General features: G+C 59.9%; 21 protein-coding genes and 1 riboswitch. Of the genes, 12 read left to right on the top strand and 9 right to left on the bottom strand.

Annotation, left to right across the window (positions count from 1 at the left end):
• Position 1: 1 nt before the first annotated feature.
• Entirely contained in the window at positions 2 to 682 is a 681-nt protein-coding gene (locus tag NMD14_17330) for an NrdJb (GenBank protein XEI32467.1), read from the top strand.
• Between the two features lie 219 nt (positions 683 to 901).
• Positions 902 to 2272, top strand: coding sequence for a PhoH family protein (locus NMD14_17325; protein XEI32466.1), 1371 nt, complete (start codon positions 902 to 904; stop codon positions 2270 to 2272).
• Between the two features lie 69 nt (positions 2273 to 2341).
• Here NMD14_17325 and thiQ read toward each other — a convergent pair whose 3' ends face one another.
• The 3 genes from thiQ to thiB are packed head-to-tail and all read right to left on the bottom strand — an operon-like array spanning position 2342 to position 5632.
• Positions 2342 to 3049: a thiamine ABC transporter ATP-binding protein gene (gene thiQ / locus NMD14_17320; GenBank protein XEI32465.1), complete on the bottom strand. Its 708-nt coding sequence runs from the start codon at positions 3047 to 3049 to the stop codon at positions 2342 to 2344.
• Positions 3036 to 4655 (bottom strand): thiamine/thiamine pyrophosphate ABC transporter permease, encoded by a 1620-nt coding sequence (thiP, locus tag NMD14_17315; GenBank protein XEI34790.1) that lies wholly within the window; start codon positions 4653 to 4655, stop codon positions 3036 to 3038. Before thiP ends, thiQ begins: the two co-directional genes overlap by 14 nt.
• Positions 4652 to 5632: a thiamine ABC transporter substrate binding subunit gene (gene thiB / locus NMD14_17310; protein ID XEI32464.1), complete on the bottom strand. Its 981-nt coding sequence runs from the start codon at positions 5630 to 5632 to the stop codon at positions 4652 to 4654. The genes thiP and thiB overlap by 4 nt, the downstream gene beginning before the upstream one ends.
• Positions 5633 to 5692: 60 nt before the next feature.
• Positions 5693 to 5783: riboswitch (TPP riboswitch) on the bottom strand.
• A gap of 89 nt (positions 5784 to 5872) precedes the next feature.
• On the opposite strand from thiB, the gene NMD14_17305 reads away from it, so the two are divergent.
• The gene (locus NMD14_17305; protein XEI32463.1) at positions 5873 to 6163 is read left to right on the top strand and encodes a PilZ domain-containing protein; all 291 of its coding nucleotides are present in this window, start codon (positions 5873 to 5875) and stop codon (positions 6161 to 6163) included.
• 32 nt (positions 6164 to 6195) lie between these two features.
• Here NMD14_17305 and NMD14_17300 read toward each other — a convergent pair whose 3' ends face one another.
• The 5 genes from NMD14_17300 to leuA all read right to left on the bottom strand — a co-directional run bounded on the left by NMD14_17300 (position 6196) and on the right by leuA (position 11934).
• The gene (locus NMD14_17300; protein XEI32462.1) at positions 6196 to 7125 is read right to left on the bottom strand and encodes a transglutaminase domain-containing protein; all 930 of its coding nucleotides are present in this window, start codon (positions 7123 to 7125) and stop codon (positions 6196 to 6198) included.
• Between the two features lie 117 nt (positions 7126 to 7242).
• The gene (leuD, locus tag NMD14_17295; protein ID XEI32461.1) at positions 7243 to 7842 is read right to left on the bottom strand and encodes a 3-isopropylmalate dehydratase small subunit; all 600 of its coding nucleotides are present in this window, start codon (positions 7840 to 7842) and stop codon (positions 7243 to 7245) included.
• Positions 7843 to 7858: 16 nt separating this feature from the next.
• The gene (gene leuC, locus NMD14_17290; protein XEI32460.1) at positions 7859 to 9256 is read right to left on the bottom strand and encodes a 3-isopropylmalate dehydratase large subunit; all 1398 of its coding nucleotides are present in this window, start codon (positions 9254 to 9256) and stop codon (positions 7859 to 7861) included.
• Positions 9257 to 9289: 33 nt separating this feature from the next.
• Positions 9290 to 10375, bottom strand: a complete 1086-nt coding sequence (gene leuB / locus NMD14_17285; protein ID XEI32459.1) for a 3-isopropylmalate dehydrogenase — start codon at positions 10373 to 10375, stop codon at positions 9290 to 9292.
• Positions 10372 to 11934 (bottom strand): 2-isopropylmalate synthase, encoded by a 1563-nt coding sequence (leuA, locus tag NMD14_17280; protein XEI32458.1) that lies wholly within the window; start codon positions 11932 to 11934, stop codon positions 10372 to 10374. The genes leuB and leuA overlap by 4 nt, the downstream gene beginning before the upstream one ends.
• Positions 11935 to 12342: 408 nt before the next feature.
• On the opposite strand from leuA, the gene NMD14_17275 reads away from it, so the two are divergent.
• The 9 genes from NMD14_17275 to NMD14_17235 all read left to right on the top strand — a co-directional run bounded on the left by NMD14_17275 (position 12343) and on the right by NMD14_17235 (position 19883).
• Positions 12343 to 12963 carry a TetR/AcrR family transcriptional regulator gene (locus NMD14_17275; GenBank protein XEI32457.1) on the top strand — a complete coding sequence of 207 codons (621 nt, stop codon included), beginning with the start codon at positions 12343 to 12345 and terminating at the stop codon, positions 12961 to 12963.
• 127 nt (positions 12964 to 13090) lie between these two features.
• Complete coding sequence (locus NMD14_17270; protein XEI32456.1) at positions 13091 to 13594, top strand: phosphatase PAP2 family protein; 504 nt, start codon at positions 13091 to 13093, stop codon at positions 13592 to 13594.
• Positions 13591 to 14700 (top strand): glycosyltransferase, encoded by a 1110-nt coding sequence (locus NMD14_17265; protein XEI32455.1) that lies wholly within the window; start codon positions 13591 to 13593, stop codon positions 14698 to 14700. Before NMD14_17270 ends, NMD14_17265 begins: the two co-directional genes overlap by 4 nt.
• A 37-nt stretch (positions 14701 to 14737) precedes the next feature.
• A complete protein-coding gene (locus tag NMD14_17260; GenBank protein XEI32454.1) occupies positions 14738 to 14890 on the top strand; it encodes a hypothetical protein in 153 nt (50 codons plus the stop codon).
• Positions 14891 to 15280: 390 nt separating this feature from the next.
• Complete coding sequence (locus NMD14_17255; GenBank protein ID XEI32453.1) at positions 15281 to 16999, top strand: acetolactate synthase 3 large subunit; 1719 nt, start codon at positions 15281 to 15283, stop codon at positions 16997 to 16999.
• A gap of 73 nt (positions 17000 to 17072) precedes the next feature.
• Positions 17073 to 17567, top strand: a complete 495-nt coding sequence (gene ilvN / locus NMD14_17250; protein XEI32452.1) for an acetolactate synthase small subunit — start codon at positions 17073 to 17075, stop codon at positions 17565 to 17567.
• Between the two features lie 104 nt (positions 17568 to 17671).
• The gene (locus NMD14_17245) at positions 17672 to 18304 is read left to right on the top strand and encodes a LysE family translocator (protein ID XEI32451.1); all 633 of its coding nucleotides are present in this window, start codon (positions 17672 to 17674) and stop codon (positions 18302 to 18304) included.
• Between the two features lie 118 nt (positions 18305 to 18422).
• A complete protein-coding gene (locus tag NMD14_17240; GenBank protein ID XEI32450.1) occupies positions 18423 to 19361 on the top strand; it encodes a restriction endonuclease in 939 nt (312 codons plus the stop codon).
• 249 nt (positions 19362 to 19610) lie between these two features.
• Complete coding sequence (locus NMD14_17235; protein ID XEI32449.1) at positions 19611 to 19883, top strand: hypothetical protein; 273 nt, start codon at positions 19611 to 19613, stop codon at positions 19881 to 19883.
• Between the two features lie 219 nt (positions 19884 to 20102).
• Here the strand turns inward: NMD14_17235 and NMD14_17230 are convergent, their stop codons facing one another.
• Positions 20103 to 20984, bottom strand: coding sequence for a DMT family transporter (locus NMD14_17230; GenBank protein ID XEI32448.1), 882 nt, complete (start codon positions 20982 to 20984; stop codon positions 20103 to 20105).
• Between the last annotated feature and the right edge of the window lie 151 nt (positions 20985 to 21135).

The raw sequence follows: 21135 nt of genomic DNA, 5'->3' as shown, positions 1-21135 counted from the left end.
CATGGTCAAGAAAATCGACAGGAAAATCGTCGCCTACCAGGTGAAAACCCGGGATGAACCGCAGCAACCCCCTGTGCAGGATGACGTGGTGCACATGCACGAAACCGTGCTGCGTCCGGAGCGGCTGATGGGCACTACCTACAAGCTGAAGACGCCGGAGCATGTCTCCGAGCACTCGCTGTTCATCACCATCAACGACATCATTCTCAACGAAGGCACGGTTCACGAGACCCGCCGTCCGTTCGAAATCTTCATCAACTCCAAGAGCCTGGAGCACTACCAGTGGATCGTGGCGCTGACCCGCATCATCTCGGCGGTGTTTCGCAAGGGTGGCGATGTCACCTTCCTGGTGGAGGAGCTGAGATCCGTGTTCGATCCCAAGGGCGGCTACTGGAACAAGGGCAAGTACGTGCCTTCTCTCATTGCCGAGATTGGCAACGTGATCGAGACCCACCTCACCGAGATAGGCATGCTCAAGGTGGCCGGGCTGGACGAGCATCAGCAGGCGTTTCTGGCCGAAAAACAGGCCGAGCTGAAGGCGGCTCAGGACACGGAAGTTCAGCAGCCGAGCAGTGGTTTTCCGGCCAATGCCGCGCTCTGCTACAAGTGCCACACCAAGGCGATCGTGCTGAAAGATGGCTGCACGACCTGTCTCAACTGCGGCGATTCCAAGTGCGGCTGACAGGCGGGACGGGCAGACAGCAGTGAAAAATGACCGGCCAGAGTGCCGATCTTTTCATTGCTGTTTTTATGTTCGAGCGAGACCTGCCTTGCAAGCGATTTGTTGCGCGATAGTAAAATCGGGCGTAGCGTTGGGGGTAATAAAACTGTCACGGCCGTGTGGTTTCAATGACATCTGAGATTCACACACGTGGCACCTTCAGTGCCAAGGAGGATGCTTATGGACAATACGGACCGAAAGCTGTTTATCCTGGATACCAACGTTCTGCTTCACGAACCCCTCGCGATCTACTCCTTCAAAGAGCACGATGTGCTCATTCCCATGACGGTGCTGGAAGAGCTCGATAACATCAAGGATCGCCACAAAGATGTCAGCCGCGACGCGCGGGTGGCCATTCGTGCGCTGGAGGATGTATTCCGCGATGCAACCCCGGATCAGATCACCCAGGGCGTTCCGCTGGCTGGCGAAGCGAGCGGCCATATCTGCATTTTCAGCGATCACCATCTGCCGCAGGATGCCGAGGTGTTCACCGACAAGGAGGCCGACAACCGCATCATCAACGCAGCCCTCTATCTGCAAAAGCACGAGTTGAAGCGTCAGGTGGTGCTGGTCACCAAAGACATCAACATGCGCCTCAAGGCCAAAGGGGCCGGGCTTGCTCACGTTGAAGACTACCGCAGCGACCAGCTGATCGACGATATCCGCCTGCTGGCCAAAGGCTTTCAGGTGGTGCCCGGCAGCTTCTGGGAGCGGGTTGGCGAGTGCGAGAGTGAGACCCATGGCCGCGATACCATCCATGTGATCGATGCCAATCTGTTGGAAGGCGTTCACGTAAACCAGTATCTGGTGGATGAAGAGAATTTCTTCGCCGCCCGGGTGCTCAGCCACGATGGCAACAAGATCCGCATCAAGGATCTGGGCCGCGAGCGGCTGATGTCCCGCAAGGCGTGGGGGGTTCATCCCAAGAACGTCTATCAGGGGATGGCACTCGATGCCTTGCTCGATCCACACATCGATCTGGTGATCCTGACCGGCCCGGCCGGTTGCGGCAAAACCTTGCTAGCCATGGCTGCTGCGCTGGAGCTGGTGATTGAGAAGGGCATTTACGAGAAGGTGATCGTCACCCGGAATACCCCGGAAATTGCTGAAAGCATCGGCTTCCTGCCCGGCACCGAAGAGGAGAAGATGATGCCTTGGCTGGCGGCGGTAACCGATACTCTGGAGGTGCTACACAAGCAGGACGAGAACATGAGTGGCTCGCTCAGCTACATCATGGAGAAGGCCAACATCCAGTTCAAATCGGTCAACTTCATGCGCGGGCGCAGCATCCAGAACACCTTCGTGCTGCTGGATGAGTGCCAGAACCTGACCGCTTCCCAGATCAAGACCATCATCACCCGCTGCGGTGAGGGAACCAAGATAGTCTGCTCCGGTAACCTGGCACAGATCGACTCCAACTACCTGAGTCCGGTGACCTCGGGTCTCACCTACATCGTCGAACGTTTCAAGGACTTCGACGGCAGTGCCAACATCTTCCTTAACGGTGTGGTGCGCAGCCGACTGGCTTCGTTCGCCGAGGAAAATCTCTGATTTAACTGACCATCTTCATATGAAAAAGGGGAAGCCAAGCGGCTTCCCCTTTTTTGATCCCGTCGCCGGTCATGAGCCCTGCGTACGACCCAGATAGCGCAGTAGCCCGGGATGATCGCTGTGTTGCAGGATGTCGGGCTTGCCTTGCAGGGCGATCCGCCCCTCGTCGACAAACAGCACCTGATCGGCAATCAGCTGCGCATCTTCCGGATTGTGGGAAACCATCAGCACGGTAATGCCCTGCTCGCAAGCAAGGCGGGCGACTTCGGCCAGCATCTCCCGACGCAGGGCAGGATCGAGTGCCGAGAAGGGTTCATCCAGCAGCAACAATGGTTTGCCCCGCACCAGCGCCCGGGCCAGCCCGACCCGCTGTTGCTGGCCGCCGGAGAGCTGCTCCGGCAGGCGGCTTAACATCTCGCCAAGGCCAACCCGCTCGGCCGCCTCATTTACCTGTGCCCGTTGGGTTGCACTCAGGCGCAGGCCCGGGTGCAGGCCGATGGCGATATTGTCGAACACCGACAGGTGGAGGAACAGGTTGTGATCCTGAAACAGGGTGGTGACTGGTCGCTCGGCGGGGCCCAACGGCAGCAGATCTTCGCCATCGAAGCTGAGGCGGCCCGATTCCACCGGCACGAAGCCGGCGATCATGCCGAGCAGGGTCGATTTGCCCGCGCCGCTTGGGCCGATCAGTGCGGTGATCTCCCCCTTGGGCAGCTTCGCGCTGAAGCTGACGCGCCAGTCGGGGTAGCTGGTCACCAGCGTATCAATGTTCAGCATGTTTTCCTCCTAGCACCCGTTCCACCAGCCAGAACAGGGAGAAACAGAGAGTGAGCAGCAGCAGGGCGGTGGCGGCTGCCTCGGTCAATCGGTAGCTGCCGAGCTGCTGGTAGAGCAGCCAGGGCAGGGTGGTGAGCTCCTGACTGCCAAACATGGCGATGGCGCCGAGATCCCCCAGCGAGAGGATCATCGACAATGCTATCGCCAGTGCCAGCGGGCGGCGCAGCAGTGGCCACTCCACCAGTCGCAGGCGATGCAGGCCGCGTACCCCCAGACTGTCCGCCAGCCGGTCATATTGGCGCACCACCAGCTGCATGGGGGCGGAGAGGGTGCGTATCACATAGGGCAGCGCCATCAGGGCGTTGACCAGTACCACCAGCCAGGGGCCAAGGGCAAAAACATCGGCAAAGGGCATAAACAGGATAAAGAGACCGGTGGAGAGCACTACCGCCGGGATCATCAGGATCATCGAGCCGCTGGCCTCCCATATGGCCGCCGCCCGCCGCTGGCGGGTGCGCACCTTGAGGTGACGGCTGGTGAGTAGCAGGCCGCTGCCGAGCAGGGTCGCCAAGGTGCCTGCCGCCAGCGCAATCAGCAGCGACTGGCCGCTCGCCTGCCACAGCTTGCTGGAAGTGAGTGCCATCAGCAGGCCGGGGTGAAGGCCTGCCACCAAGATGGCCAGCAGCGGCGGCAGAAAGATGGCGAGCCCGATACCGAGCGAGAGCAGATCCACCACGGCCGTGCCCGGCTGATGGCGGTCCGGCCGCAGGCAGGGGCGACGGGGAGGCACCCTGCTGGCCGGGGTGCTCTGCAGCTTATGTTGAAGGGCGAGCAGGGCTGCGGTCAGGATAAGTTGCACCAGCGCCAGTCCGCCCGCGGTAGCGAGATCGAAGTCAAAGCGCAGCGCCTGATAGACGGCCACCTCCAGTGTGGTGGATTTCGGCCCGCCCCCCAGCGCCAGCACGGTAGTGAAGCTGGTGAAACAGAGCATAAAGATGAGGCTGGCAAGCCCCGGCAATATGCCGCGAATAAGCGGCCACTCCAGCAGCCGGAAGATATGGGATGAGCGCATGCCGAGCTGACTGGCGAGACGCCAGCTCGATTCGGGGATGCTCTCTATGCTCTGCAACATCAGGCGTGCCGCCAGCGGCATATTGAAGAAAACGTGGGCCAGCAGGATACCGAACAGGCCGTAGAGATAGTTGCCGGGATCCAGCCCCAAGGTGCGCAGCACCTGCGGCAGCCACCCCTGTTTGCCGTGTACTGCCACGATGCCGAAGATGGCGATGATGACCGGTAGTACCAGCGAGAGACCAAATAGCTTGATCAGCAGAGTGCGGCCAATGAAACGGCGCCGTGCCAGCGCGCGGGCCACCGGAATGGCCAGCCCCAGGCTCAGTAGGGTGGAGAGCAGTGCCTGCCCCAGACTGAAGCCCAGCACGTGACGCAGATAAGGGTCTGCGATCAGGGTGCGGGGGGCCAGCGAACCGGCTTGCCACAACAGGGCCGCCAGCGGCCCGAGGGATAACAGCAGGATCAACAGGGTGGCAGCACTGCCCGGCAACCACCAGAGGGGACGCGCCTGTAGTTTCAGATAACGGCTCACTGGGTGACGGCTTGCAGCCACTCGCGGATCCACCCTTTGCGATTGGCGGCCACCTCATCGCTGCTGAAGGTGAGCGGCTTGGCTACGGTGATCATCTGCTCGAAGCCCTTGGGCAGCGGCGTGTCGATCACCGGATACATCCAGTTGCCGGTCGGGATCTCGCGCTGGAAGGCGGGGCTCACCATAAATTGCAGGAACTGGTCAGCCAGCTTTCCCTGTTTGGCGCTCTTCAGCTTGGCGGCCACTTCTACCTGACGGTAGTGACCCTCCTCGAAGGCGGCAGCCTGATACTTGGGCTTGTTCTCGGCAATCAGGTGATAGGCCGGAGAGGTGGTGTAGGAGAGCACCATGTCCGCCTCGCCATCAAGGAACATGCCATAGGCCTCTGACCACCCCTTGGTGACGGTGACCGTCTTTTTGGCAAGCTTGGCCCAGGCGGCAGGCGCCTTGTCGCCGTAGACAGACTTCATCCACAGCATCAGCCCCTGCCCCGGGGTGGAGGTGCGGGGATCCTGATAGATCACCTTGAGATCGGGGCGCTCCACCAGCTCTTTCAGGCTCTTGGGCGGCTGCTTGAGCTTCTCCTTGTCATAGACAAAGGCGAAGTAGCCATAGTCGTAGGGGACGAAGGTGTCGTCCTGCCAGCCACCCGGCACCTTGATGCCGTCGAGCTTGGCGGGATGGGGGGCGAACAGGCCGCTCTGCTTGGCTTCGCTGATGAGCGCATCGTCGAGTCCCAGCACCAGATCGGCCTTGCTGTGGTTGCCCTCCAGCCGCAACCTGTTGAGGATGGCGACCCCATCTTCGAGGGGAACCAGATTGAGGGTGCAGCCGCACTCTTTCTCGAAGGCCTGTTTGATTTTGGGCCCGGGACCCCACTCGGCAGTGAAGGAGCTGTAGGTGTAGACGGTGAGAGCATCGGCGGCGAACACATTGGCCGACAGCAGGCCGGTGGTGACCAGCAGCAGGGTCTTCATGGGTGGCACTCCCTATTACTTGTTAATAACGAGGTGCCAGCGGGTGAGGGCGCAAAAAATGAGCGCCATGCCTCAAATTCCTCCGCCAGCATTATCTGGATCAGGTACACGGGTATAATCTCAGCGGTAAACCGCACCCCGTTTGAGAAACGAACCGCATTGTATTAACGTTCTTTTGGGTAGACCAGCACAATTGTGCAATACCCATGAGATGACGCCCACCCAACAGAGGATGTTCGCGTGCTTACCAATACCAAGGAAAGGCGTGCCTTTGCGCGCATGGTCATCAATGCGCCGGTCACCGTCTATCAGCAGCAGCTGGTGCTGGAGGGGATATGCCGGGATCTCAGTGCCAACGGCATGGGGATTGCGGTCTCTGAACACCAGCTCGACATCAATCAGCCCATCCGGATCAGTCTTGCCACCAACAACAACCTGTTGCCCCCCTTTGAAGCCCACGCCCGCATTATCCGGGTGCTGGAGGAGGAAGACGGGTTGCTGCTGGCGGTAGAGTTTCTGCCTCAGGGTTAATCCTTTCTCTCCCTATCGGCAGAGGGAGGGGATTACCCTTTTTCCTGAACCGGCTGCACACTCAACTGCTTGCTATCGACCAGCGTTTTGCTGGTCGATGCTATTTGGCCAGCAGGCAAGGTAGCGGGGCCGGTGGGTTCGAGCAGCAGGTAGTTCTGCCCCTGCCAGTTGAGGGTTACATCCCCCGGCTTGGCGGGCAGGTCAACAGCCAGCAGCGCATGGCCGGGGACGAACACCATGGCCTGTTTGAGCTCGGGAAAGAGCTGGGCCAGCATGGCGGCCATCAGGGTGACCTTGCTGTCGCAATCCCCCCGATTCTGCTCCAGCACCTGACGGGGCGGGAGAAATCCCTTGCCCTGCCTTCCATTCAGGCTGTCGAGCTGCTGGTAGGGGATGCTCTGGATAAAGGTGAGCATATGAGCCACGGTTTTCTGGCGCGCTTCCGTTTCGGTACTGCCCTGTTGTTTTAGTTGATCCGCCAGCGGAGCCAGCCCGCTGCGACTCTCCAGCGCGATGCGTACATGATCCTGCTTCACCGCCAGCTGCCCATCGGGGGTGTTGAAGTACTGGAAGTAGTGTTTGGTCAGCCACGCCTGCTCCTCTTTGCTCCGTTGTGACTGCAGAAAGGCCATCGCTTCGCGCGCCTTGTCCTGATTGCGGCTTTTCAGATGCAGCTCCAGCGAGGGGCGAGCGAGGGTGAACTGCACCTCGGGGTAGTTCTGGCGCACCTCCCGCAGCAACACCTGCAATACCTCCTCCTGCATTCTGGCCGGGCGATAGGCGATGAGGGGCGGCAACTTGCCCTGTTCGAGCCGGTAGGTGAGCTGCTGGGGTTTGCCTTCACTATCCTGCCAGCCGACGCTGATCTGGCCGAGGCTGTTGTTGAAGCTGGTTTGACTGGCGCCCACAGGCAGGGCAAGTAGCAGGGCACAGAGCAGAGGGATTGCCGTCGGTCTCTTCATCATCCTTTCCTGTGGCACGGGCCAGTTCCGGTGGCCCAAAGTGGGAAGCGTAGCGGACAGTAAAACAGGGAGCCGAAGCTCCCTGTTGATTCTACTCGTTTTTTTGCAACTGGCGCGTTAAATCCAGCTCGGCTGCTTCGCCTCAAAGGCGCTGATGGCGGCCTCGTGCTGCAGGGTCAGACCGATGGCATCCAGTCCGTTGAGCAGGCAGTAACGGCGGAACTCATCGATCTCGAAACCGAAGCTGAGGCTACCTGCACGCACCTGATTTGCTTCCAGATCCACCTCGATCTCTATGCCCGGCTGGGCGGCCACCAGCTGGAACAGGGCGTCGACTTCCTCTTCCTTCAGACGTACCGGCACCATGCCGTTGTTGATAGAGTTGCCGTAGAAGATGTCGGCAAAGCTCGGGGCTATGATGGTCTTGAAGCCGTAGTCGGCCAGCGCCCAGGGGGCGTGCTCGCGACTCGACCCGCAGCCGAAGTTCTCGCGGGCCAGCAGGATGCTGGCACCGGCGAATTGTGGTTGGTTGAGCACGAACTCGGGGTTGGGCTGCTGACCGGCATCGTCCAGGAAGCGCCAGTCGTGGAACAGGTGCTTGCCAAAACCGATGCGGTTGACCTTCTGCAGGAACTGCTTGGGAATGATGGCGTCGGTGTCGACGTTGGCGCTGTCGAGGGGGACGACGATCCCTTTATGTTGCTTGAAGCCTGTCATCTTGTTCTCCTCGTAATTACAGCGCACGAATGTCGGCGAAGCGGCCGGTGACGGCGGCGGCGGCGGCCATAGCCGGGCTTACCAGATGAGTGCGGCCGGCGCGGCCCTGACGCCCTTCGAAGTTGCGGTTGCTGGTGGAGGCGCAGCGCTCCCCCGGCTGCAGCCTATCGTTGTTCATCGCCAGACACATGGAGCAGCCGGGCAGGCGCCACTCAAAGCCAGCTTCGATGAAGATCTTGTCCAGACCCTCGGCTTCGGCCTGCGCCTTCACCTGCTCGGAGCCCGGCACCACCAGCGCCTGTACACCGGCAGCTACCTTGCGACCGCGGGCGATGGCGGCAGCGGCGCGCAGATCCTCGATGCGGCTGTTGGTGCACGACCCGATAAACACCTTGTCGATGGCAACGTCGGAGAGCTTCTGGCCCGGCTGCAAGTCCATGTAGGCGAGCGCCTTGCGGGCGGACTGCTGCTCCATCAGATCGCTGAAGGATTCTGGTGCCGGAATCGGCTCATTGACGGCAATCACCTGACCCGGGTTGGTGCCCCAGGTGACCTGGGGGGCGATATCGGCGGCGTCCAGCACCACTTCGGCATCGAAGCGGGCACCTTCATCGCTCTTGAGGCTCTGCCAGTAGGCGATGGCCTGCTCCAGTACCTCGCCCTTGGGGGCGAACTCCTTGCCGCGAATGTAGTCGATGGTGGTCTGGTCGGGGGCGATCATGCCGGCTTTGGCGCCGAGCTCGATGGCCATGTTGCACACCGTCATCCGCCCTTCCATGGTGAGGCCTTCAATGGCCTCGCCTGCGAACTCCACTACGTAGCCGGTACCACCGGCATGGCCGACCCGGCCTATGATGGCCAGCACCACGTCCTTGGCGCTAATGCCCTCGGCCAGCTTGCCGTTGACCGAAATGCGCATGGTCTTGGCGCGGCCCTGTTTCAGGGTCTGGGTCGCCATCACATGTTCCACTTCGGAAGTGCCGATGCCGAATGCCAGCGAGCCGAAGGCGCCGTGGGTGGCGGTGTGGGAGTCGCCGCAGACGATAGTGGTGCCGGGCAGGGTAATGCCGAGCTCGGGGCCCATCACATGGACGATCCCCTGATATTTGTGGTTGAGATCGTAGAGGCGAACCCCGAACTCTTTGCAGTTGTCGGCCAGCGTTTCCATCTGGATGCGGGCCATCTCGCCAGAGGCGGCGATGTCCTTGGTGGTGGTGGAGACGTTGTGATCCATGGTGGCCCAGGTCAGATCCGGGCGGCGCAGCGGGCGGTTCATGGCGCGCAGGCCGTCGAATGCCTGCGGGCTGGTCACTTCATGCACCAGATGGCGGTCGATGTAGATGAGGGGCGTTTCCCCTTCCACTTCCCGTACCACGTGGGCGTCGAATACTTTCTGATAGAGGGTCTTGGCCATTGCTTCTCTCTTCCTTGTTTTCTGTTATGCAGCTCAGATCCGGGCGGCGATCTGGTCGCCCATCTCGGACGTGCTCTGTACCGGATGGCGGGCGCTGGCCTGATGCAGGTCGGCGGTGAAGTAGCCTTCGGCCAGAGTCTGGGCCACGGCCTGCTCGATGGCCTGGGCGGCGGCTTCCATCCCTAAGCTGTAGCGCAGCATCAGGGCGGCGGAGAGGATCTGGGCGATGGGGTTGGCAATCCCTTTGCCGGCGATATCGGGGGCCGAGCCACCGGCCGGTTCGAACAGACCGAACCCCGATTCGTTGAGGCTGGCGGAGGGGAGCAGCCCCATGGAGCCGGTGATCATGGCGCACTCGTCGGAGAGGATGTCACCGAAAAGGTTGGAGCAGAGCAGCACATCGAACTGGGACGGATCCTTGATGAGCTGCATGGTGGCGTTATCGATATACATATGGTTCAGTTCGACATCGGGATAAGCCTTGGCGACTTGCGTCACCACCTCGCGCCACAGAATGGAGGAGGCGAGCACGTTGGCCTTGTCGATGGAGGTTACTTTGCCACGGCGCACACGAGCCGACTCAAAGGCAATCTTGGCGATGCGCTCAATCTCGAAGCGATGGTACACCTCGGTATCGAACGCTTTCTCGTTCGCCCCTTCTCCCTCGCGCCCCTTGGGCTGGCCGAAATAGATGCCACCGGTCAGCTCGCGCACGCAGGCGATGTCAAAACCGCGATCGGAGATGTCGGCGCGCAGCGGAGAGAACTGCTCCAGACCGGTGTAGATACGGGCCGGGCGCAGGTTGCAGAACAGTTTGAAGTGAGCGCGCAGGGGCAGCAAGGCTCCACGCTCCGGCTGATCGTTGGGCGGCAGATGTTCCCATTTCGGGCCGCCGACCGAGCCGAACAGCACAGCATCGGCTGCTTCACAGCCTTTGATCGTGCTTTGCGGCAGCGGGGTGCCGTGGTTGTCGATGGCGATACCGCCCACGTCATGGCGATCATACTCGAAGGCAAAGCCGAACCTGGCCTGCACCTTCTCCAGCACCTTGACGGCCTCGGCCATCACTTCCGGGCCAATGCCGTCACCCGGCAATACTGCGATCCGATAACTGCTCATACTGTCTCCGTCTTGATAGTGTTAATTCGTTCCATCTGTTCGGCGACCTGATCGGCGCGCCAGATGCTGTTGATCACATGCAGCAGGGCATGGGCTGAAGATTCGATGATGTCGGTGGCCAGCCCCATGCCGTGGAATTTGCGCCCTTTGTACTCGGCGACGATATCGACCTGACCGAGGGCATCTTCCCCTTCGCCCTTAGCTTTGAGGGCATATTTGTCGATGCGGATCTCATAGCCGGTGATGCGGTTGATGCACTGGTAGACCGCATCCACCGGGCCGTTGCCGGTAGCCGCTTCGCAGATCAGATCCTGTCCCACTTTCAATTTGACCGAGGCGGTGGCCAGTACCGAACTGCCGCTCTGCACCCCGAGATACTCCAGTTTGAAGTGCTCCGGCTCCTCGTGGATCTGGCTGAAGAAGGCCAGTGCTTCGAGGTCGTAGTCGAACACCTGCCCCTTCTTGTCGGCCAGGGTCAGGAACTTGCCGTAGAGGTGGTCGAGGTCGTAGCTGCTCTCGGCATACCCCATGGACTCCATCCGGTGCTTGATGACGTGGCGGCCGGAGCGGGAGGTCATGTTGAGGTTGTTCTGGGTCAGGCCAATGCTCTCGGGGGTGATGATTTCGTAGGTGTTTTTCGCCTTGAGCACCCCATCCTGATGGATGCCGGAGCTGTGGGAGAAGGCGTTGGCCCCGACGATTGCCTTGTTCGGCTGTACTGGCATGTTGCAGAGCTGGCTGACCAGGGTGCTGGTGCGATGAATTTCGTTGTGGCGGATATTGGTCTGCACCCCGAGCAGGTCGGCGCGGGTTTTGAGGATCATCGCCACCTCTTCCAGCGAGCAGTTGCCCGCCCGTTCACCGATGCCGTTGATGGTGCACTCGATCTGGCGGGCTCCCATCTGCACCGCGCCGATGGAGTTGGCCACCGAGAGCCCCAGATCATCGTGGCAGTGGACCGAGATGATCGCCTTGTCGATGTTGGGTACCCGGTTGAACAGGGTCTGGATGATGCCGGAGAACTCGGTCGGTACCGTATAGCCCACGGTATCGGGGATATTGATGGTGCGGGCGCCAGCCTTGATGGCGGCCTCCACCATGCGGCAGAGATTATCGATCGGCGTGCGGCCCGCATCCTCGCAGGAGAACTCCACATCATCGGTGTAGCGCAGGGCGTGCTTGATGGCGCCGACCCCCATCTCCAGCACATCCTCGAAGCTCTTTTTCAGCTTGCTCTCCACATGGATGGAGGAGGTGGAGATAAAGGTGTGAATGCGAAACGCCTCGGCGACCCGCAAGGCTTCGCCGGCGGCGTCGATATCTTTTGGCAGGGCGCGGGCGAGGGCGCAGACCCGGCTGTTTTTGATGTGGCGGGCGATAGTCTGCACCGATTGAAAATCGCCGGGAGAGGAGACCGGGAAGCCCACCTCCATGACGTCGACACCGAGCCGCTCCAGCGCCTGGGCGATCTGCAGCTTCTCCTTGACTGTCAAACTGGCCGCCAGGGCCTGCTCACCATCACGCAAGGTGGTGTCGAATATGATGACCCGATCTGACATGTGACTTCCCTCTTCCTAAGTTCGGTAACGTGCATCCTGCGGCGGCATAAAAAAACCCGTGCAGGGTGCACGGGTTTTTGTAAATTCCGGCTATGCCTTAGCCCGGCTACAAGGATCCCGCGCGAGTTAACGCGATTAGGGAGATTAGTAGTAGCGGGGTGGCGATACGCATGACGTTGTTATTCCTTCCAGTCGATAACGCTTTTACCAATATCGAGATTTTTATGCTGTGTCAACACGGAAGGTCAGGGGCAATCTGCTGAGGTATTTAATCGGATTGTAAAGGATTGCAAATTTCCTTGTCCCATATTCGGCCCATGACCGATTATCTGGTCATTCCTGCTGTGCTCTATTCTCTGCACAACCAGATCGACTTATCAGCATTGGCTGAATTATCTGAGGTGTTAAATGGAAAAACGTAGACCTGGTCGTCCGGTCGGACGTTCTGACATTCGTGACAAGTTGCTTGCTGCCGCCCGTGAGCGTTTTCTCAATACTCCCTATAGCAAGGTGACTACACGCGAAATCGCCGAGCTTGCTGGCTCCAATTTGGCAATGATCCACTACTACTTCGGCAGTAAAGAGGGTCTTTACAAAGCGGTGCTGGGCGATGTTGCCGAGCCCCTCGACCATGCCTGGCAAGATGAACACAGCAAGCATAGCCTCAACGAGCTGCTCAACACCTACTATCAGGTGATGTCGCCCAACAGCGAGCTGACCTCGGCCATCGCCAGCGCATTGTCGACCGAAAAGAGCCCGGGCCGGGATTTCGTGCTGAACCGCCTGCTGGAGCGCCAGCTGCCGCAGTTCGATGCCCTGCTGGAAACCATGAAGTCCAACGGCGAGCTGGGTGACAACCTGGATCCCGACATGCTGAAGATCTCCTTCCTCAGCATGATGTGGCAGCCATTCGTGATGAAAGATCTCTACGAGCAGGTGTTTGGCCTGAAAGTGGATGAGCACTTCATGGCCCGTCTGGCGGACCACAACTGCCGTCTGATGGAGACCGGCTTGCGCGGCAGCCACTGATTTTGCCGCAACATCGAGATGAAAAAAGGGCCATTCGGCCCTTTTTTCATAAATCTGTTATCCCTCGTTCAACGTAACGTCATCCCGCTTTCCTACTCTGCAAGCAGCATTCAGGGAAGGAGGGGATATGAACAAGATCCAGCAATGGGACCTGCAGGTGTGCCGGGTCTGCCTGCTGCACGGTTACAACCGGCAGCAGGCGAGGGTGAGTCGTCTTGTTTCCCGCACCGGTGATGGCCCGCTTTACGCCGTGCTGGCCGCCCTGCTCTGGTGGCAGGGGGAAGCAGAGCGGGAACTGGTGCGACTGGCGCTGCTTGCCTTCGCCATCGAATTGCCCCTCTATCTGCTGCTGAAAAACAGCCTGAAACGGCAACGGCCGGTCGGCTTGCCGGTCTTTATCACCCCCTCCGATCGTTATAGCCTCCCCTCCGGCCACACCGCCGCCGCTTTTCTGATGGCCACCATACTGGCCACCGGCTTTCCGCTCTGGGCGCCCCTGCTGTTTGGCTGGGCGGCGCTGGTGGGGGCATCCCGGTTGCTGCTTGGAGTGCATTACCTGAGCGATCTGGTAGCCGGTGCCCTGCTGGGTGGCGGTTGCGCCGTGCTGGCGCTCGGCTGGAGCCACTCATGAGGATACTGTTTGGGGTGCAAGGCACCGGCAACGGTCATATCAGTCGCAGTCGCACCTTGGCGCGGGCGCTGCGCACAGCCGGGGTCGAGGTGGATTATCTCTTTAGCGGCCGCCCCGCCGAGCGCTACTTCGACATGGAGGAGTTTGGCGCCTATCGCGCCTTTTCCGGCCTCACATTTGTCAGTCACGAGGGGCGAGTTTCTCCGTGGCGCACCCTGCAAGCCGCCTCGCCGCTCACCTTCTGGCGGGATCTGCGGTCTCTCGATTGCAGCGAATACGATCTGGTGGTGAGCGATTTTGAGCCGCTGACCGCCCACGCCGCCCGCCGCTATGGCAAGCCGAGCCTCACCATCAGTCATCAGGCCAGCTTCAACTGGCCCATCCCGCGCTGGGGGGAAGATGGGGTCAGCCGTCAGCTGATGCGCCACTTTGCTCCTGTGGATCAGCCGCTCGGGCTGCACTGGTTTCACTTCGGTCAGCCGATTTTGCCACCGGTGATCGATCCTGTTCGTGTGATGCCGGATAACGGCGAGATCCTGGTCTATCTGCCGTTCGAGCAGACCGAGGCGATCGCCGCCCTGTTGTCGCGTTTTGGCCAGCAGCGTTTCGTCTGCTTTCACCCCGCCATCCGCACCCCGAGCCAATGGCGCAACCTGCGCTTCGAGCCGCCGTCGCGGCACGGGTTTATCGCCGTGCTGGCCGGTTGTCGCGGCGTTATATCCAATGCGGGTTTCGAGCTGGCTTCCGAGGCGCTCACCCTCGGCAAGAAGCTGCTGGTCAAACCCCTCGGCGGCCAGTTCGAGCAGCTGACCAATGGCAAGACTTTGGAGATGATGGGGCTGGCGACCTTGATGGATGTGCTCGATGCCAATCTGGTGCGCACCTGGCTCGACAGCGCCTCGCCGGGGGCGGTCTGCTACCCAGATGTGGCGGGGGAGCTGGCCCGCTGGCTGGCGACGGGCGCTGATGAGAGCGTGGCTTCTCTATCGCGGCGGCTCTGGGCGCGGACCCTGTTTCCGGAAGAGGTGAGCGATCGCCTGAGCGAGCTGGATGGGGGCGACTGTTTATCCAGTTGCTGGTTATCGCAAGTGAGCGTTGTTGACTAGACTGAAAGGCGATCCCACCAAGGAGAGGACGGAGCAAATGCGCTTTACCAATGAGAATGGCGAAACCATGACGCTGGCGGACAATCTGACCCTGCACGAATTGCTGGACATGGGGGTCAGCATTTCGGTCAGTGAAGAGACCGATCCGGATCAGCAGATCTGGCTGGCGGAGCCGGATCAGGACAACTGAGTCATCATTCGGCATCAAGCCCACCGCTGAGCGGTGGGCTTTTTTGTGGCTGTGTTTCCCCTCAGCGGAATGATCCGCTGGCTATTCCCCGGCTTCCTTCCCGTTTGTCTCATGGTCTCTGCGGCAAGTCATTGAATGTTAATAGCCGGTTGAAATCTATGACTGTTCTGGTCAGACAAAGCCGTGGACAACCGTTCATTGGCGGGTTAAGTTGGTTTTTCACCCGATTTTCGGGTGAATGATGGAAAAATCCTTTTTTTCACCTGTCGACGAGGCTGAATTGGGCCGATCTGCATTCAGATAACAACAAGAAACGGATCGGGCCATGCCGGGAAGCTCGGCATCGTCGGCGGGATTCGCTAAACGGAGCAAAGCCTGGAGGGCTTTATCATGGAGATGTTATCAGGCGCCCAGATGGTGGTTAGAGCGCTGGAAGATCAGGGAGTTGAGCACGTCTTCGGCTACCCTGGTGGCTCAGTGCTCGACATCTATGACGCTCTCTTCGAAAACGGCAAGATGGAGCATGTCTTGGTGCGGCACGAGCAAGCCGCGGTTCACATGGCTGACGGCTACGCCCGCTCCACCGGCAAGGTGGGGACTGTGCTGGTAACGTCAGGCCCGGGAGCGACCAACTGCATTACCGGTATTGCCACCGCCTATATGGATTCCATTCCGCTGGTGATCCTCTCCGGCCAGGTGCCGACCAGCATGATCGGTGAGGATGCGTTTCAGGAGACCGACATGATCGGTATCTCCCGCCCGGTGGTGAAGCACAGCTTCCTGTGCAAGAAGGCGAGCGATATTCCCGAGGCCATCAAGAAGGCCTACTACATTGCCGCCAGCGGCCGCCCGGGGCCGGTGGTGGTGGATCTGCCCAAAGATGTGCAGAATCCGAAAGAGAAATTCCCCTACCAGTATCCCGAGACGGTCTCCCTGCGCTCCTACAACCCGACCAAATCCGGCCACAAGGGCCAGATCAAACGGGCAGCCAAGCTGCTGGTGGATGCCCAGCGCCCGGTGATGTACGTGGGCGGTGGCGCCATCAACGCCAATGCGGACCATCTGGTGACCAAGCTGGCGGAGCTGCTTAACCTGCCGGTAACCACCACCCTGATGGGGCTGGGGGCCTTCTCTGGCGTCCATCCGCAATTTATCGGCATGCTGGGGATGCACGGCACCTTCGAAGCCAACAAGAGCATGCACAACGCGGATCTCATCTTCGCCGTGGGTGCCCGCTTCGATGACCGCGTCACCAACAACGTGGCCAAGTTCTGCCCCAATGCCACAGTGGTCCATATCGACATCGACCCCACCTCCATCTCCAAGACGGTACAGGCCCATGTGCCCATCGTCGGCTCGGTGGAAACCGTGCTGGAGCAGATGCTGGAAGTGATCCGCGAGTGTGGCTTCGATAACGACAAGCAGGCGCTGGCGGACTGGTGGAGCCAGATCAACCAGTGGCGCTCCCGTCACTGTCTGGCCTACGAAAAATCGGCCACCCAGATCAAGCCGCAACAGGTGATCGAGACCCTCTACAAGGTGACCAAGGGGGAGGCATTCGTGGCCTCCGACGTCGGTCAGCACCAGATGTTTGCCGCCCTCTACTACCCGTTCGCCAAGCCGCGCCAGTGGATCAACTCCGGCGGCCTCGGCACCATGGGCTTCGGCATTCCGGCCGCCATGGGGGCCCAGTTTGCCAACCCGGATGCGGTGGTTTGCTGCGTCACCGGCGACGGCTCGGTGCAGATGAACATTCAGGAGCTCTCGACCTGCATGCAGTACGGGGTGCCCATCAAGATCATCTCCATCAACAACCGTGCGCTGGGCATGGTCAAGCAGTGGCAGAAGATGTTCTACGGCGGCCGTCACAGCCACTCCTACATGGAGTCCCTGCCGGACTTCGTCAAACTGGCGGAAGCCTACGGCCACATCGGTATCGCGGTGAGCGATCCGGCCGAGCTGGAGAGCGCCATGGAGAAGGCCTTCGCCATGAAGGATCGGCTGGTGTTTATGGATATCTCGGTCGACCCGGATGAGCATGTCTATCCGATGCAGATCAAGTTTGGTGCCATGGACGAGATGTGGCTGAGCAAAACGGAGAGAACCTGATGAGATACATCATTTCAGTTGTTCTGGTGGAGAACGGTTTCGCTCCATGGTTGAGCAAGATGGGGAGAGGCTGATGCGACATATAATTTCCGTTCTGCTGGAGAACGAATCCGGCGCCCTGAGTCGCGTGGTGGGCCTCTTTTCCCAGCGCGGCTACAACATCGAGACCCTGACGGTAGCGCCGACCGAGGATCCCACCCTGTCACGCATGACCATAGTCACCATGGGTGACGAGCGGGTGCTGGAGCAGATCCAGAAGCAACTTCACAAGCTGGTGGATGTGCTCAAGGTGTGTGATCTAAGCGAAGGGGAGCATATCGAACGGGAGATCGCGCTGGTCAAGGCGCGCGCCGCCGGTGGCGCCCGTGACGAGCTGAAACGGCTGGCGGATATCTTCCGTGGCCAGATCGTCGACGTCACCCCCGAGCAGTACACGGTACAGCTGGTGGGCACCAGCGAGAAGCTGGATGCCTTTATCAAGACTGCCGCCCAGACCAACGAGATCATCGAAGTGGTGCGCTCCGGCGTCTGCGGTATCTCCCGGGCGGACAAGGCGCTGCGGCCCTGATGGCTGGCGGGACAGCTGATGATGCGTCAGCTGCCGCAGAGTGAAAGGAAAGAGGGCTCTGCGGAGCCCTTTTTGTTTGGTTTTTCTTTACGAGGGGAGGGATGATGTTCGGTATTCATGATCTTGCACTGTTTATGGTCTCGGGGTTGCTGCTCAATATCATGCCGGGACCCGACTCCCTGCTGGTCATGCTGCGCAGTGGCTCGCAAGGGTGGCGTGCCGGTTCGGTCGCAACGTTGGGCATCGGCACCGGTGTCATGGTGCATGTGCTGGCGGCGGCCCTCGGTCTGTCGGCCCTGCTCAGTGCCTCGGCCGAGCTGTTTGCCCTCATCAAGCTGGCTGGCGCCATCTACCTCATCTATCTGGGGTTCTCCCTGCTGCGCCAGCAAGCAACGGGTTCCATGGAGAGAGGGGCCACTCTGCCTGCACTATCCTATGGCCAGATTTACCGGCAAGGGGTGCTGACCAATGTGCTCAACCCCAAGGTGGCGCTCTTTTTCCTCGCCTTTGTGCCCCAGTTCATCGCGCCGGATGCCCCCGACAAGGCGTTCGCCTTTATCCTGCTCGGCTGCATCTTCAATCTGGGTGGCATCATCTGGTGTCACTTGCTGGTCTTTACCACCGTCTATGCCAGCCACAGGGTACGGTTGTCACAGCGTCTTGGCCGCTGGCTCAACCGGGGCATTGGCACCCTGTTTGTCGGGCTCGGGATCAGGCTCGCTCTTTCCGGTCGCTAACTGGTTGCCACGGGGCGTTCGAGAAGGGATCCGGCGCACAGGGTCGAGCCGAGAACATGGTCCCAAGCAGGCCGCTGTAGCAAGATAAGCCCCTGTTTTATCTCGATCTGGTTGCCTGATGAAAGAAACCCTGCCTAGCTATGAAGCCATGATGCCTGCCGTGCTCAAGGTCTTGGCCGATGGTGTCGCCCGTCCTCTGCGAGAGGTATTCGAGCTGGTTTGCCAGCATTACGGTTTTACCCCGGAACAGTTGGCCGACACCTTGCCAAGTGGCCGCCAAACTACGTTGCGTAGCCGGGTCGGCTGGGCCAAGACCTATCTGGTCAAGGCGGGATTAATCGAACAACCCAAGCGTGGCATCTGCCTTATCACCGAACGGGGTAAGGCGGCGCTAGTGTCGGGACTGTCTATCGACAACCACTATCTGGCCCAATTCAATGAGTTCGTGGCGTTTACCCTGGCCTCCAACGAGAGCGCGGGAAATACGCAACAAGCCGTAGGGACCTCGACAGACATATCAGCACCCGAGCAGGCCAGCACCCCTCAAGAGCAGATTGAGCTGGCGCTGGCTGCCATCAATCAGTCCCTTGCCGATGACCTGCTTACCGAAATCCTTGGTCTTTCTCCGCGCTTCTTCGAACAGCTGGTGGTCGATCTGATGGTGGCCATGGGCTATGGCGGCAGCCAGCAGGATGCCGCCCGCACCACCCGCTACAGCAGCGATGGCGGGATCGATGGCATCATCAAGGAAGACAGGTTGGGGCTCGACTCCATCTACCTGCAGGCCAAGCGCTACACCGACAAAACCGTCGGGCGTCCCGAGATCCAGTCCTTTGCCGGTGCGCTGGATCTGCACAAGGCCCGCAAGGGGGTCTTTATCACCACCTCCAGCTTTAGCCGCGAGGCGCAGGAGTATGTCGGGCTGATTGAGAAGCGCATCGTGCTGATCGATGGTGCCCGTCTTGCCGCCCTGATGATCGAATACGGCGTCGGCGTCACCACGCGCCAGACCCTCACCATCAAGACCCTGGATTCGGATTACTTTCTGGAAGATTGACCATGGACAAGAGCAATGTCTAGTTTCTCAAAGGCACCAACGACTTCCTCTATGTCATCGCCTAGGCTGCCGAGGACGACTATCCGGATGATCCCAATACCACCTGGGTGAAGATGCGGATCTTCGGTGAGGCGACCTTTAGCAAGGGCAAACATGAGGTCACTCTGTCGGTCGATGAGATCCCGGCAACGGAGGAAGATAGCCGCTCTCTGGCTATTACCGGATTGGGTGAGCCGGAGTGGGTCCTGTATGACAGTGCAGATCAACTGCAACCTCGATATGTTCATCAATATCAACCCAGCCGGATTTGAGGTCATCGAACTCACCGGCAAGGGGGATTATTATCTACTGCTCTCTTATTCAATGGCCTGTCGCGGTGAGCTCGATCCCGGTGATGTGAAATATTTTGCTTACAGAAATGGTAAAAAGTTTGCTTTGCGTGGTGTTGAACATGTTGCCGCTGATGGTAAACCCCTAATACCAGGAGAAAAATGCACCGCCAGTCGCAGGAGCGCATCTTAAAGATAATCCGCAGCTTTATCGTTACATGATGAAAAAATGGCCTGATATCGCCGCCGTGGTGATTGATTGACAATTAATGTGGCGCGCTAGGATCATTGGATGGTTGCCAGGCTGGAGTGATCCGCCGTGCCGTGGCAATGCAACAAAAGGGGCCTGCAACTGCAGGCCCCTTTTTGTTTTGGTTTTGTTCACCCGCTCTGCGGTGTTTGCAGTGGTCGCTTAGCGAACCGGTTTCAGCGTGCGACTCCGCAGCAGCAGGGGGAGCTGGTAGATCACCAGGGCGCCGAGTACCAGTCCGGCACCGGCCAGTTTGGCGCCGCCGAGGGGTTCGCTATAAAAGAGGGTGCTCAAGAGAAGGGTCCAGACCGGTTCCAGCAGCATCATCAGGGCGGCGTGGGCGGTGGTCATTTTGCTCAATGCGTGGGTGAGCAGCCAGTAGCGCAGAGTGGTGGCGATCAACACGCTTGCTGCAAACCAGCCCCAGATACCGTGGCTGACCCCGCCCTCGGGCCACTGTTCGGTCAGCAGAGAGAGCAGGGTGCCGAGCAGGCCGGTGACCGCGAGCTGCACGCAAGTGAGCCAGGTGGGGGGAATGGATTGGGCAATGTGGCGATGGACGGCCAGCTGGGTACCCTGCGCTGCGGCGGCGGCCAGAAACCAGAAGAGAGAGAGGGAGGTTCCCCAGTGGGTGCTGCTGGAGAGCAGCAGCAGGCCCGCGATAGCAACAGGCAGAGTAAGCCAGTAGTGGCGACCAGGTTTGGCCTGGAAGGCTGCCCAGGCGACAAGAGGAGCCATCAGGGTGGCAACGCTCATGATAAAGGCGCCGCTGCCCAGTGCATCGCTTTGGCTGATGGCGGTCACCCACAGCAGCAGGCAACTGGCGAGTAGTAACCCGCTGCCAGCAGCACGCAGCAACTGTGCCCGACTGGGGGAAGACTCACGCAGCCAGGCGAGCGGCAGCAGCAACAGGGCGGCCAGCAGGAAACGGCTGCCAATAAAGGCGGCAGGGGGGAGCTCGCGGATCGTCTCTTTCGAGAAGAGCCAGCCAGCGGCGGCCAGCAAGGTAACCAGTACCATCAGCAGCAGGGGAGTGCGGTTCATCGGGGTCGTCATGGTGAAATGGAGGGGAGATCATAAAGGAAAGGCGCCAGGTATTGCTACCTGGCGCCTTTCGCATCTGCCTTGAGCCGCCGTTGCGGCTCGCGGCTAGCAATCAGTTCATGCCGTATTATCATACGTTTACTCCGATAGA

The organism is Aeromonas veronii (genome assembly GCA_041319085.1).
GTDB classification, from domain to species: Bacteria; Pseudomonadota; Gammaproteobacteria; order Enterobacterales; family Aeromonadaceae; genus Aeromonas; species Aeromonas veronii_F.
This window is presented reverse-complemented; position numbering and strand designations above follow the sequence as displayed.

Bases quoted from the DNA above. Each gene is read 5' to 3' on its own strand.
- NMD14_17330 (XEI32467.1), top strand. From the start codon at position 2: ATGGTCAAGAAAATCGACAGGAAAATCGTCGCCTACCAGGTGAAAACC.
- NMD14_17325 (XEI32466.1), top strand. From the start codon at position 902: ATGGACAATACGGACCGAAAGCTGTTTATCCTGGATACCAACGTTCTG.
- thiQ (XEI32465.1), bottom strand. From the start codon at position 3,049: ATGCTGAACATTGATACGCTGGTGACCAGCTACCCCGACTGGCGCGTC.
- thiB (XEI32464.1), bottom strand. From the start codon at position 5,632: ATGAAGACCCTGCTGCTGGTCACCACCGGCCTGCTGTCGGCCAATGTG.
- NMD14_17300 (XEI32462.1), bottom strand. From the start codon at position 7,125: ATGAAGAGACCGACGGCAATCCCTCTGCTCTGTGCCCTGCTACTTGCC.
- leuD (XEI32461.1), bottom strand. From the start codon at position 7,842: ATGACAGGCTTCAAGCAACATAAAGGGATCGTCGTCCCCCTCGACAGC.
- leuC (XEI32460.1), bottom strand. From the start codon at position 9,256: ATGGCCAAGACCCTCTATCAGAAAGTATTCGACGCCCACGTGGTACGG.
- leuB (XEI32459.1), bottom strand. From the start codon at position 10,375: ATGAGCAGTTATCGGATCGCAGTATTGCCGGGTGACGGCATTGGCCCG.
- leuA (XEI32458.1), bottom strand. From the start codon at position 11,934: ATGTCAGATCGGGTCATCATATTCGACACCACCTTGCGTGATGGTGAG.
- NMD14_17275 (XEI32457.1), top strand. From the start codon at position 12,343: ATGGAAAAACGTAGACCTGGTCGTCCGGTCGGACGTTCTGACATTCGT.
- NMD14_17270 (XEI32456.1), top strand. From the start codon at position 13,091: ATGAACAAGATCCAGCAATGGGACCTGCAGGTGTGCCGGGTCTGCCTG.
- NMD14_17265 (XEI32455.1), top strand. From the start codon at position 13,591: ATGAGGATACTGTTTGGGGTGCAAGGCACCGGCAACGGTCATATCAGT.
- NMD14_17260 (XEI32454.1), top strand. From the start codon at position 14,738: ATGCGCTTTACCAATGAGAATGGCGAAACCATGACGCTGGCGGACAAT.
- NMD14_17255 (XEI32453.1), top strand. From the start codon at position 15,281: ATGGAGATGTTATCAGGCGCCCAGATGGTGGTTAGAGCGCTGGAAGAT.
- ilvN (XEI32452.1), top strand. From the start codon at position 17,073: ATGCGACATATAATTTCCGTTCTGCTGGAGAACGAATCCGGCGCCCTG.
- NMD14_17245 (XEI32451.1), top strand. From the start codon at position 17,672: ATGTTCGGTATTCATGATCTTGCACTGTTTATGGTCTCGGGGTTGCTG.
- NMD14_17240 (XEI32450.1), top strand. From the start codon at position 18,423: ATGAAAGAAACCCTGCCTAGCTATGAAGCCATGATGCCTGCCGTGCTC.
- NMD14_17235 (XEI32449.1), top strand. From the start codon at position 19,611: ATGACAGTGCAGATCAACTGCAACCTCGATATGTTCATCAATATCAAC.
- NMD14_17230 (XEI32448.1), bottom strand. From the start codon at position 20,984: ATGAACCGCACTCCCCTGCTGCTGATGGTACTGGTTACCTTGCTGGCC.